This is a genomic window from Paracoccaceae bacterium (genome assembly GCA_033344815.1).
Lineage (GTDB): Bacteria > Pseudomonadota > Alphaproteobacteria > Rhodobacterales > Rhodobacteraceae > Roseobacter.
In genome coordinates, this window is sequence record JAWPMR010000001.1 from 3,540,611 (window position 1) to 3,552,825 (window position 12,215).

9 protein-coding genes and 1 pseudogene are annotated in these 12,215 nt (G+C 53.3%); 4 read left to right on the plus strand and 6 right to left on the minus strand.

What is annotated here, in order from left to right:
* Window positions 1–121 precede the first annotated feature (121 nt).
* The 3 genes from R8G34_16380 to R8G34_16390 all read left to right on the plus strand — a co-directional run bounded on the left by R8G34_16380 (window position 122) and on the right by R8G34_16390 (window position 3,645).
* A complete protein-coding gene (locus tag R8G34_16380) occupies window positions 122–1,291 on the plus strand; it encodes a S8 family serine peptidase (GenBank protein ID MDW3224432.1) in 1,170 nt (389 codons plus the stop codon).
* Window positions 1,292–1,802: 511 nt separating this feature from the next.
* Window positions 1,803–2,813: a serine hydrolase gene (locus R8G34_16385; protein MDW3224433.1), complete on the plus strand. Its 1,011-nt coding sequence runs from the start codon at window positions 1,803–1,805 to the stop codon at window positions 2,811–2,813.
* A 112-nt stretch (window positions 2,814–2,925) separates the two neighbouring features.
* Window positions 2,926–3,645 (plus strand): DUF1194 domain-containing protein, encoded by a 720-nt coding sequence (locus tag R8G34_16390; protein ID MDW3224434.1) that lies wholly within the window; start codon window positions 2,926–2,928, stop codon window positions 3,643–3,645.
* A gap of 36 nt (window positions 3,646–3,681) precedes the next feature.
* Here R8G34_16390 and R8G34_16395 read toward each other — a convergent pair whose 3' ends face one another.
* From R8G34_16395 to R8G34_16405, 3 genes and pseudogenes are all read right to left on the minus strand, one after another.
* Window positions 3,682–5,136 carry a S8 family serine peptidase gene (locus R8G34_16395; GenBank protein MDW3224435.1) on the minus strand — a complete coding sequence of 485 codons (1,455 nt, stop codon included), beginning with the start codon at window positions 5,134–5,136 and terminating at the stop codon, window positions 3,682–3,684.
* A complete protein-coding gene (locus tag R8G34_16400; GenBank protein MDW3224436.1) occupies window positions 5,133–5,852 on the minus strand; it encodes a hypothetical protein in 720 nt (239 codons plus the stop codon). The genes R8G34_16395 and R8G34_16400 overlap by 4 nt, the downstream gene beginning before the upstream one ends.
* A gap of 302 nt (window positions 5,853–6,154) precedes the next feature.
* Window positions 6,155–6,446 (minus strand): annotated as a pseudogene (locus R8G34_16405) (hypothetical protein).
* Window positions 6,447–6,965: 519 nt separating this feature from the next.
* Here R8G34_16405 and R8G34_16410 point away from each other — a divergent pair.
* A complete protein-coding gene (locus tag R8G34_16410) occupies window positions 6,966–8,486 on the plus strand; it encodes a phospholipase D-like domain-containing protein (GenBank protein MDW3224437.1) in 1,521 nt (506 codons plus the stop codon).
* 1,113 nt (window positions 8,487–9,599) lie between these two features.
* Here the strand turns inward: R8G34_16410 and R8G34_16415 are convergent.
* The 3 genes from R8G34_16415 to R8G34_16425 form a co-directional block, all read right to left on the minus strand.
* Window positions 9,600–10,382, minus strand: a complete 783-nt coding sequence (locus R8G34_16415) for a fumarylacetoacetate hydrolase family protein (GenBank protein ID MDW3224438.1) — start codon at window positions 10,380–10,382, stop codon at window positions 9,600–9,602.
* Window positions 10,383–10,700: 318 nt separating this feature from the next.
* Window positions 10,701–11,507 carry an alpha/beta hydrolase gene (locus R8G34_16420; protein MDW3224439.1) on the minus strand — a complete coding sequence of 269 codons (807 nt, stop codon included), beginning with the start codon at window positions 11,505–11,507 and terminating at the stop codon, window positions 10,701–10,703.
* A 405-nt stretch (window positions 11,508–11,912) separates the two neighbouring features.
* Window positions 11,913–12,194, minus strand: a complete 282-nt coding sequence (locus R8G34_16425; protein MDW3224440.1) for a hypothetical protein — start codon at window positions 12,192–12,194, stop codon at window positions 11,913–11,915.
* Between the last annotated feature and the right edge of the window lie 21 nt (window positions 12,195–12,215).

The window sequence follows — 12,215 nt, forward strand, 5'->3', positions numbered from 1 at the left end:
AAAATAGCTGGCTGGATCCACATTTTTTTCGTTTCTTTTGAACCTTGGCCCGGTTTCGGGCGACAAAACAGATGATACAAGGCATGTCCTTGTTCGACCCTGCATCAAAAGGAGAAGAGACATGTTTCGTGCAGTGATCTGCATTCGCCCAATCGTCATCGTCTTTCTCTTCCTTGCCCTGTTTGGGTGCGCGCCAGTTCCCGGTGGTGTCGACGCACAGGGTATGGACGGCACGACTGTTGTCGGGCCGCGCATCGTAATCGGTCTGGTCCCGGATGCACAATCAACGGCTGACATGCGTGGTGCCGCCTTGTCAGGTGGGTATCAGGAGCTGGACGTATCGCGTCTGGCCGGCCTTGATCTGACAATGCTGACGTTCCGGATGCCTGAGGGCATTACCGGACCCGAGGCCATAGCAGAACTTGAAGCTGCGGTCCCGACCTCAACGGTGGGCATCAACCACGCCTATCGGCTGCAGCAAGCAACGGGGGGCTTGCAGGCGTTGGATTATGCCAACGATATGATGCGGTGGCGCGAAAATGGATGTCGCGCGGTTGCGCCAGTCGGGGTGATTGATACCGGAATCGATACTGCCGCTCCTGCGCTTAAAGGTACGCAAATTACCACACGCGCTTTTTTCGCAGGTCGCGCGTCCCCGGCCGTTCATGGCACTGATGTCGCCTCGGTACTGGCCAGCCCCAGCCGCTTGCGCGGAGTCAAGATCTATGGCGCAAATGTATTTGGACAGCAGGATGCGCTTGGGTTGAAAGCCGGTGCGGATGCGCTGGTGCGCGCGCTTGACTGGCTGGCCGAAGAAGACGTTCGCTTTGTCAATCTGGCGCTCGCCGGGCCTTACAACAAGCTGCTCGACCTCGCTGTAGATCGGGCTGTTGCGCGCGGTTTGGTTTTGGTGGCCGCCGTCGGCAATGACGGACCAGAGGTCGATCCGCTTTATCCTGCAGGTTTTGACGGGGTGATCGCCGTAACGGCAGTCGATGCGGAGGGGCGGATTTACCGCAATGCTGTGCGGGGTCCACATGTGGATGTCGCTGCTCCCGGCGTCGATGTACTTGTAACTTCGAGCCAAAACGCACGTTTCGTGACCGGCACGTCGATTGCGACACCCTTGATTACTGCTCGCCTGGCTGCCGATCCGGGGCTCGCCACAGCGCGCAATGTTTCGGATGTACGCGCGCGCCTCGCAGTAACCAGCGCAGAACTTGGACCAGCAGGACGTGATCCGATGTTCGGCTACGGCTTGGCCCTTGCCGAAAACATCTGTGATGAATGACCTTTGGTTGCGTTTTTGTCGCGGATCTTGTCAACCACAAATGGAAGCGCAGGACCCCTGGTCTAAGGTAACATCCACGGTTGCAAACTCACACAAAGCAAACGCCATTATCCAATTGGGCCGATCGTTTTCGAGACTGGTGTCTTCTTATGCGGCAACGTGTTCCGCACTGCGAAACTTTCTGTCACATCTGAGGTCAGATCCAAAACGCCGCTTCTTTTTTGACGGTATCCGGCGTGATTCCATGACTTGTCATCTCAGATGAGGTCGCCCTTTCATGCAGATCTCAACCAGCGAGCAGATTGTGAGTTTTGACGACACGCTTCACATAAAGCCTCAAGATGTGATCGGTTCAACGGCTCGCTACAGCCTCTGTTTTTCAAACTGACACACCAACGGAGTGGCGTAACTGTGTCGTTTTTTGCAGTGGGATATTAGCCGGTCCAGCGTTGACATCTGGCCGGACTGGCTGAAAATCTAAACATTCCCGTCAGTCCGCGGACAGTTTTCAATGCAGCGCTTCAACCGACGACACTTCATTGCAGCCTCAGCTGCCATTACAGCGCTCCCGTTGCGGGCCCAGTCACAGACGTGGGGTATGGTTGCTGGCGCGGCAAATACGCTTGAGCAGTGTCACGCGATCCTCATTCATCAACATGGGAAAGCTGTGCTGTCTGAGGTGTTTCGCGGTCCGCAAATGGGCCGCGCCGTGCCCATCAAATCGGTGTCAAAAACGCTTGTCGCGGCCCTCACCGGGGCAGCGCTTGATCTTGGTGAAATCCCTTCCACGCAAGCCACCATCGTCCAGCTTGCGCCGGGGCTGATCCCGCCCGGTGCTGATCCGCGCGTGGAACAGATCACGGTCGAAAACCTTGTGACCATGCAAGCGGGACTGGAACGGACTTCGGGTCCCAATTACGGAAGATGGATCAATAGTGCCAATTGGGTCAGCGACGCGTTGACGCGCCCTTTTGTGGCAGAGCCAGGCACGCGAATGCTTTATTCAACGGGTTCTTTTCACGTGCTTGGAGCGATACTGTCGGAAGTCGCGGGTCTGAGCCTGCTAGACCTCGCGAGGCAACGGCTCGGGGCACCGTTGGGTATCGATATCCCTGCCTGGACCCGTGATCCACAAGGGCGCTACCTGGGTGGCAACGAAATGTCGCTCAGCCTGCCAGCGATGGTCCGCTTTGGGGAGGTTTATCGACTGGGCGGAATTTTGGAAGAAACGCGTGTGCTCAGCGGTAACTGGATAAACGCATCTTTCCAACCGGCGACCCGTTCGCCATGGTCTGGTTTGCGTTATGGTTATGGCTGGTTTCTGGGTGAGTCCGGTGGTGATTTTTATGCGCTGGCACGAGGGTATGGTGGGCAGATAATTTGCGTCGTTCCCGGGCTTGGATTGACGATTGCCATCACGTCTGATCCGACACGACCCGCACGCAGTGGCGGCTATTTCGGCGACTTAATCCGCTTGATCGAAGGCACGATCTTGCCAATGGCCCGTCGCGAAGCAGCATAGCTCTCGTGCTTCTGCCTGTATTTGTAGCAAGTCGAGCCCATCGTATCATAGGCAGACCCGGCGACACAGGATGCCCCTTGTCCGGCGCATCATGATGCAAGATAAACAGAATATGGTTCTACGTTTAATTCTGCTTTTGCTTCTCGCGGGCCCGTTGGCCGCACAAACCCAACGTGAAGCTGGGTTGGAGCTGGTTCTTCTTGCTGATGCATCCGGCTCGATTGATGCCGAAGAACTCTCCTTTCAGCGTCAGGGCTATGCGCTTGCCATCACCGATGAGGCGGTGGTGTCGGCCATTCGCAACTCGATCTACGGCAACGTGGCTGTTACCTATGTCGAATGGGCCAGCAATACCGCTGTGGTGGTGCCCTGGACCATCGTGGACAGCGCAGAAACTGCGCGAGCCTTTGCAGACAATCTGACGGGCCCGCCACGTCAGGCATATGGGAGCAACGCTATCGGAGGCGCGCTTTTGGATGCAAAACGCTTGATCGAGCAAAATGACATCTACGCGCCACGCGCTGTCATCGACTTTTCAGGCGACAGTATCCGCAATTCTTCGGGTCCGTCCATCAGTGCCGCGCGCGCCGAAGTGCTTGCCGCTGGCATCACGATCAACGCCCTGCCGATCCTGCGACCGGAAGACGGGCGCCGTGCGGGTGCCAATCTTGAAGCGGAATATGAAAGTCGGATCATTGGAGGGCCCGGGGCCTTCATGGTCACCGCTGAAGGGCGTTCCAGCTTTGCGGAAACGGTGCGACGCAAACTGGTGCTGGAAATATCGGGCCTGACTCCAGACACACAGATCGCAACGGTCGAGGCACCGCGATAGTGCTGCGGCCACTCCCAACGCGACTTTCGTGTTCGGTCATTTAAATGCGGCCGCTTTAGTTGCAAGTTCCAGCAAGCGATCTTTTGTTTTTTGAACTTCATCGTTGTCGGTCAGTTTCAGACAAGCTTCAACGGCGCTCAGCCCATCTTCGATAATCTTGCTCGGTTGAACTACGCTAGGCTCGCCTTGCAGCACACGCTCGGCCCAGTCGCGATAGGACGCTGCCATAATGCCTAGTGGCTCGTGTGCCCAAGGCATCAGTTCTTTGGCGACGCTGCAGTATTTGAGCGCGCCGGAGATATCGGTTAGCGAATGAAGATGATAGCCCATATTGATCAAGTCAGGTCCCATGAAAAACTGAAGCGCAAGCCGTCTCCGCGTTGTCATCTGATGGAAATCGAGTAACTCCGCAGGCAGGACACCGACCGCTTGTGCGTAGACGTTGCTCAGGATTTCGCACATTTCCGCCATGGGCGTTTCGGGTTTGTATTTGCCTTCGGCGTAAAGCTGTAGCTGCAGTTCCAATTGCCAGGCTGTCTGTCTGACCCGGTTTGACAACAGCAGGTCCGTCGCCTCGTGATCAGGTGCAAGAAGCGCAAGCAATCCCGCAAAACGGGGTGCTGCGAAGCTGGTTCGTTCATCGGGCTTTGATTGAAATAGATTGAGGTCAACATGGGCGGCCTGCTTGAAATCAACGGTGTCACCGTCCCATGTCGTTGTAGTCCCCCCGTGCCGTTCCCGCAAAACCGTCTTGTAGCCGACCGCGATCGTTTGCGGCGAAAGGGCAGGGCAATATCCGCGGCTCTGGGTATTGCCAGCAGCCGCCACGAAGGTTTGGCCGGGTCGCGCGGCGGTTTCGATCATCTTGCAAATACAGGCGTGAGGTTGCCTGCATTTTTGCACCCTCGGCCCCTTGTAATCACGGCTTTGCGCAAGAGCGCGCGCATCGGCGACCGGGTCACCGATGAGCGGGCCCAGAATGCGGCCTTCGGAAAAAGCTTTTCCGACGACTTTTGCCAGAGAAGAGGGATCAATCTGTGTTTGCTCAAACCCAAGCGAGAGGCAAACAACATCCGCTTCGACAAGCCGAGGATGTGCAAAGGCTTGACGCAAATAATTCGGAGAAATCCGCGGGCCTTTTGCGGTTTGAAGCGTGACGTCGAAATGCAGGATATGCGCCTCAGGCGCGACATCAAGCACCATAAGATCCACCAGCGTACCATGTGCGTCAGGTTCGTTTTGGCGACGCGGCGTGACATTCTCGACCCGGCCTGCCAGCGCCGGGTGCAGCAGATCAGGCGCGCTGTCAAAAACGGCAACAGTGACACCGGAACCAGTTACATCCCTCGGTCGCGCTGCCAGCGGAGCCGTGAGCCCATCTTCTAGAGGTTTTTCCCATTCCCGCTGATCCGAATTGTATTGAGCCAGCAACCTGTCGGCTGCCCGTTCATCGCCTAAAAGCTCGATCTCGGCTTCTGCAATATCAGTCACGGCATCAGATCTGGGTGAAGCTCAACGATCCCTTCATCCTCGTCTTTGGTGGCATCCAGTTGTGAGAAGCCAAACCAACCACGACCGTAAAGCTTCAGAAAAATTGCTGAGGGCTGGTGAAAATTTCGCGCTGCGACAGCGCCCGAACGGCTTGCCAATGCAACAGCGGCATCGCCAAGCTTTATGGCTTCCAACGCCTTCAGATCACCTTTGGCACCTACGCTCCACCCGCCCTCATCGGATACGATCGCGCCCCCGGTCTGCGCGACCCGAATCTCCGTGACCAGTACATATTCGGCGGATGCCGGATCATGTTGAAAGGCTTCAACGATGGCATCCATACGCTTGAAGCGTTCGATGTAACCAGTCTCGAAATGAACCGCCAGCTTGGTTTCCCCGTCTGCAACAAGCCTGCCCGATACTTCTACCGGTGCGCCTGCAATGGTTTCGGCGTTGGCAGAGGCTTCAAAACTTACGCCACTGTCTTGAACAACCTCGCCCGTAAAGGGTTCACGTTCCAGTTCGGCTGTGGCCTCAGTGAGACGGTCGTTTATATTGGAAAATCTCACAAACTGGTACCGTCCGCTCAGAAGCCCGGAACGTCTTTCAAGCGTCCCATAGTCGCCAACCTTTATTGGGGTGCCAATAGGCCAGACCGGATAGGCTGACACATCTTCGTCGCGCATGAAGTCGTAATAATTGTCAAAACCGCTCATTTGAAAAACCTCCCTAAAAAATCAACAGCATAGCGCAGATGGCAGACCGACGAACTACAAAAGTATCACCCGGCGTAAACCGCTCAGATCGTGCAAATGAGTATACGGTCGGTTGTTTTTGAGGATGTGGCAAGTCATTTTTGGCAAACTCGCGCGTCGATGTTCAACACGAACAGCTCACGGATTGCTTACTTTACAACCTTGCTAAATGACCTTGCACTCAAGTCATTTTGAAAAAATCGGTGAGGTAAGCGCGTCAGCCGGTGCTTCCATCATTATCCGGACCTATGCGGCCTTCATCCCGTCAGGATCAGCTTGTCCAGCGTTTGGCCTGACACTGCTTGACTCAGGTGCTCGCGTGCCTTCTGAACACGTTTCAGCTCTCTCAATTGGTCGCTTACCATACCGTCCGCGACTATTGTCTTCGGAACAATGGCGGACAAGGTCTCGGTGTTTGCGCCAGCGGTAGAATATTGGTTCTGCTATCTCTACTTGCCGGCTTGCATCAACGCGCTGCATCCCTTGGCCGCACGGCACCCCAACCTGCGGCAGCTTCGTGATAATCTCTTCCGGTTCGTGTCGTTTGATTCCCATCTCCGATCCTCCTTTTCTCAACTACAGGGGCGGAGCAACTCCGAGGAAGAGGGTCAGTGATATGTACCGCAGTGGCATGAACAATAAATTTTGCGTTCACCTGTATGTGAGGGCTGCCACAACGCGGTTCGCAAAAAAGATGCTTTTCGATTGTATCAGCTACCCTCGAAGCTCAATGCCCAGGCGTGTTTGAAGCATGACGTTAATATCAATAACGGCGCAACGCATTGCGAAAAGGAAGTAAGCCAAGCAGTTTATGAAGGATCGCCATTTTCCCCCAAAAGCTCGACGCAGGCTAATTATCCCCTTACTCCTAGAACGTCTCGTTTGACATTTGCACGCTAGAAACTTCGTTTTAAACCGCAATAAGGGATGCTCACATGAAACAAATGCTCACTCGGGATTCCAAATGTGCAAATTCAGAATGATTTCTTTGGTTCTGTCCAGCGCTGGCTGAATGCAGATCGCGGCGGTATTGCACGTCTACATCATGTTACCGTGCTGTTGTAAGGTACATGCATGGACACAAAAAATCTTGCTTTGAAAGACACCAAGACAATTCTCGATACTTGCTGGACAGTCGCAAAGGCTGAACGCGTTTCCTTTATTGTGGACGGTGCCGACTATTTCCGCACCCTGCGCGAGGTTCTGTTAGACGCGGAACGCGAGGTGCTTTTGATTGGCTGGGACTTCGATTTTGAAATAGAAATGCTGCCTTCGAAGAGCGATGACGACGGCAACGCGCCTGACGGTTTTCCAAACCAACTTGGACCATTTCTTGAGGCGGTCATCGAGCGCAAGCCAGAGCTGAACATTTACATGCTGAAATGGAACGGGGCAGTGCTGGTCGCTCCGGGACGTTTGGGTCCTTCACTCGCACTTTATGTCTTTGCAAACGACCGTATCCACTTCGCTCTTGACGGGCATCACCCTTTTGGTGCTTGCCATCATCAGAAAATTGTCGTGGCAGATGGCCATTTTGCTTTTTGTGGGGGCATCGACGTTACGGAGGGTCGTTGGGACACAGGGCAACACCTGTCAGATGATCCGCGCCGCGCCGGCAAGAATGGGAAGATTTGCGAACCGTGGCATGATGCGACATCCGTTTTGGCCGGGCCCGTGGCACTGGATCTTGCCGAACTGGCACGCTTGCGATGGTACCGCGCTACCGGAAAGACGCTTGCGGTGCCGAAGGACCTGAAACAAGTCACTTGGCCTACGGGCTTGCGGGTAGATGCCAGAGAGGTTGATGTCGCGATTGCGCGCACCGAACCACCATACAATGGAGAACCATTAGTCAACGAAATCGAAGAACTGACTTTGGCAAGCATCGCCGCAGCGCAGAAAACGATCTACATTGAGTCGCAGTACTTTGCTGCTGAGACAATTTGCGAGGCGCTCAAGACAAGGCTTGGCGAACCGCATGGTCCTGAAATCATCCTGATTAATCCAGAAGCTGCGCTGTCACGCTTGGAAGATGATGCGATGCATGTGTTGCGCGAACGCTACCTAAGTGATTTGCGAGAATGTGATCACTCCGATCGGTTTCGAGCGTATTACCCAATCAACGATACAAGAGAGCCGATCTATGTTCACGCCAAGATTGTGATTGTGGACGATGAAATCTTAAAAATCGGGTCGAGTAACATGAATGATCGATCCCTGGGGTTTGACACAGAATGTGACATCATGATCCAAGGGCATGAAAACGTTGTTTCAGAATTTCGAACACGGCTCCTGAGTGAGCATCTGGACGTTTCACCGACAACTTTTTCCAAGACTTTTAAAGAAACGGGTTCGCTGATTGAGACTATTGACCTGTTGAATTCGGAAAATGGTCGCGGCTTGCGAAAGCTTCTTCAGTCTCGGAGTGGAAAAGTAGGTGAAGTTTTGGCAGATACTCGCGCGCTCGACCCTAGGTACAAGCCCGGACAAGAAACCTCCACAGGACAAGGACTTCGGCCGCGCCACGTAGCAGCCGTCGCCGCAATCGGCTTGTTTCTGTATTTGATATGGCGAGTTTGGGATGGTTTCCGATGATTTTTTCCTCAGCGGTTGGCGATATAGTCCCAGTAAAAGCATGAAAATCGTTTCGAACCTGAAGTTTGAAAATTCTCGATGATCCCTCGCGCACGCCATCCCAGCTGATGAGCGTGACGGGGCCTATCCGTAGTTGAACGGCTCTGGCCCACATAAAACAAGAGAGCCCTTTTCATAGCTTACTTTGAGCCTGCCGTATCTGACAAAGTGATCACATCCTTAGGCACATTGACGGGTTGTTTGGCCGGGCTTTCTGCGGTGCTCATTGGTCTGCAAAGCTTTTCAACAGTCTTGCACCCTCCCATTGAACCCGTAAGCAGAATGCGTTTGTCAATTCTTCATATTTGAAGACGCTACGGTTTCAGTGATCTTCGCCCCTTGTGTAACCGACAAAGCGAAAAGGAACCGTAGGTACATCGGGTCTTACTAGGTTGTGTAGCAAATGAATTCTTCGAGAGCCGCAATGGTGAGGCAGGTCTACTCTCGGTCATTGTAGATCTCGACCTAAGTCACATCAATTTGGAAGCGCTTGTCCAATCTGTAAAACGTAACATCTGGCGGTCAGCAAGACAGAGCATGTGAGTGTTTTCAGCGGACATATTTCTATACGTCGTGGCCGTTCGATGGAACAGTCATGCCATCAAAGTCGCTCATGGTGTGTCGCTAATACAGATCCGACCCTTGGCAAATGGCTCGCTATCGCGACGTCTTGAAGACAATGGCAAGGAATTTTATGCAGTACTTTCTTTGGGCAATAACGACCGTGGATTATCAGCAAGCATGCTGTCACAGCGACGCCGCGCAAAATTCGAATGTATCCATTCCGTTTTGTCTGCAAGGAACCGGTCACAAACACATGATCGTTGCGCGTGACAAAACAACAGTCCTAAAACTGCCCTTCTTCGCCAATCATAGCTACAAACTGCACTTGGATGCCCAATGCTCATCAGACAGTTTTTTTAACCGCCTGTTTTGTTGCCATCATAGTCTGCGTTCACCACTGTCGACGCCGCATTTCAGGATCATGTGCCCGGATGTACACGCCCATCTGTGCGATCAGGTTGGGTTGTCAATTCTGTTGCGAAAGCTCATGAAAATCCAAAGCAGTTGCCCTCAAGGATCAACTGGTTTGGGTGGTGCCGTCATTTTTACGCTCAACCGGCCAATCCCTTCGATCACGACCTCAACAGTCATACCGGGTTTGATGGGGCGCGCGCCCAAAGATGTACCACAGGCAATCAGATCGCCGGGGTTAAGCGTCATGTCCCGCGACAGGCAACTAACAATTTCCGCAGGGTGCAGGATCATGTCTGCCGTTCGATATGACTGTCTTTCTCTGTCGTTTAGCAGCGTTCTAACTGTGAGGTCTTGCCAGTCCAACTCTGTTTCAATCACTGGCCCGACGACGCCAAACCCATCGAAACTTTTGGCGCGTGTCCATTGCGGGAAAGACGGATCTGCGTTCAGAACATCCAGCGAGGTGATGTCATTGACACAGGTATAGCCAAAGATGGCATTTTCAGCTTCCGACACTGTGACATCCTTGCAAGGTTCACCGATCACGATTCCCAACTCGCCCTCATAGACAACACGCCCGGCGGATTGCGGTATGTCAACTTGTGAACCCGGACCTGACAAGGAACTGTCTGACTTAAAGAAATAAAGCGGATGTGTCGGGTGAGCTAACCCGCCTTTTTCCGCAGCGGCCTTGAAGTTATTCCACAACCCGATGAATTTTCCCGGTGTGACGGGCGACTGTAGGGTGATGTCAGACATTGGCACGGAAGGACCTGCAGAAACATCTGAGCCGAGAAACTCGCGCGGGTGCAATGCATCCTCAATGATTACGCCGCAGACATTTTTGCCGCTGCTTGCATAGCCTTTGGCCCATTTCATTTTTCGTCTCCCAGTTTGGTTTTTGGTTGGGCGGGCCATAAGTTGGACCGAACCGGCACTGCATTTGATATATTTGCAATTCTGAAAGATGTCACGCAAGCCGCTTTGCCAGATCGTCGTTTACCAGCAGCATTGGATATTTCGCGCGGATGCAAGAAAATGAACCACCTATCAAGGAGCATTAAAATGGATTTTGGTGATGCACATCTTTTCACATCGCCAACCGGCCACTACGCAGTGAGAACTTCCAAACCGTTTTCAAAACGACGCCGCATCTTGGTGTGTTTCCCAACAAACTCGATAGACGATAAGGCGTTATCAAATCCGCGAACGTGCGATTGTCCGCTCGATCAGTTGGTTCACCAAAACCGGTGCTTCTATCGACGACGAATGTCCGACACCCTGAAACAGCATCAGTTCCGACCCCTCTATAGCCGTCTGAATGCGGTCGGATTGCGCAGGCTTGGTCGCAAAGTCTTCGTCACCGACGCCAATACCAACTGGTGTACGGATCGCGCCCAGCAACTCACTGCAGCCCTCACGCGCAATGACGCCCGCCACCGCTCGTGTGATGCCGACGCGATTATTGCCTGAAATCGCACTGGCCCAACGCCTTCTTTCTTCGGCGCGCATTGTGTCATTCAAGAACGTTTTTCCGAACAGGATGGGCATCACGCGCCCCACAACCGCCCATAAACCAACCCACCGCGCCACGAGGTTCAACATCCGGTATTTTGGTCCGTTCTCCGGGGCTTCTGGGTCAGCGGACGTATTCAGCAACGTTAGCGTTTTCAATATTGCGGGCCTATGAGCGGCCAAGCGCATTCCGACAAAGCCTCCCATGCTGAGCCCAACAAAATGCACGGGTGAAACGCCAAGATGCTCAATCAGAGCCGCGGCGTCAGCGCTAAGAGTATCCATGTCGTAGCCATCCTCAGGAACGCCGCTTTGACCTTGGCCTCGGTGGTCGAATGTGATGCAGCGGCAGCTGCCTTGGAAGTGGTGGATTTGCCTTTCAAACATGGCTCCGCTCATCAAGAGGCCATGCGAAAATACGATTGTCTCTTCGCCTGAGCCCGTGTCGGTAAAATGAATGGAGGTACCATTCAGGTCAATTTGCGGCACATTCTTTTCCTCATCTCAAAGCGTCCTGTAACATACTGGCAGGATAGCATCATTTGCATGGCAGGACGGAGAAAATATGGCTGAAATGGCGCATGTCGCTTTGCATGTGCAAGACGCTTACTTGATGCGTAGAACTTTCAGATGCTCAGGATTAAAGAACCTGTGGAATTATATAGACGGACCTTCAAGACCTATCAAAATCGAAATGCGTGATGTTGGCATTCTTTTGGTCCTTCGTGTTTGAACAGGGCGGTCAGGACTCCTGGATTAGGCGTGTTGATCATCTTCTGTCTGGTCATTTGCATGACGTTTTACAAGCTGACATCCACACTGGCGATCCTGCTATCTCAGTGGCCATTATGCCAAAAAACAAAGCTTTATACGAGGCAGTGAGACCCCAAATTCCTAATCCTCACCGATTTCGACTTCTTTCTGCCGGCGCTCTTGCACAAAATATCGGCCTTCCTCTCGCGCGGCTTCAAACATTGCCGCCCCAGTCAGAGCGTTTAGAAGAGTTCTGTTCTTCTGATCAACCAACCGCTGCGCATCATTCGGCACAATTGCATCAACCGAGGACGCGGCGGCGCGATCACCCTTAAACCGCGGCGGGTCTACAGTTGTTTGCGCGCATGCCATACCGGATGTGGACACGATCAATAGTCCTGTCTTCAGATATCGTATGAGCATTATCGGCGCACCTTTTTAAAA

Excerpts from the sequence above, each read along its gene's own strand:
- R8G34_16390 (MDW3224434.1), top strand. The coding sequence starts at position 2,926 with ATGGTTCTACGTTTAATTCTGCTTTTGCTTCTCGCGGGCCCGTTGGCC.
- R8G34_16385 (MDW3224433.1), top strand. The coding sequence starts at position 1,803 with ATGCAGCGCTTCAACCGACGACACTTCATTGCAGCCTCAGCTGCCATT.
- R8G34_16380 (MDW3224432.1), top strand. The coding sequence starts at position 122 with ATGTTTCGTGCAGTGATCTGCATTCGCCCAATCGTCATCGTCTTTCTC.
- R8G34_16400 (MDW3224436.1), bottom strand. The coding sequence starts at position 5,852 with ATGAGCGGTTTTGACAATTATTACGACTTCATGCGCGACGAAGATGTG.
- R8G34_16410 (MDW3224437.1), top strand. The coding sequence starts at position 6,966 with ATGGACACAAAAAATCTTGCTTTGAAAGACACCAAGACAATTCTCGAT.
- R8G34_16415 (MDW3224438.1), bottom strand. The coding sequence starts at position 10,382 with ATGAAATGGGCCAAAGGCTATGCAAGCAGCGGCAAAAATGTCTGCGGC.
- R8G34_16425 (MDW3224440.1), bottom strand. The coding sequence starts at position 12,194 with ATGCTCATACGATATCTGAAGACAGGACTATTGATCGTGTCCACATCC.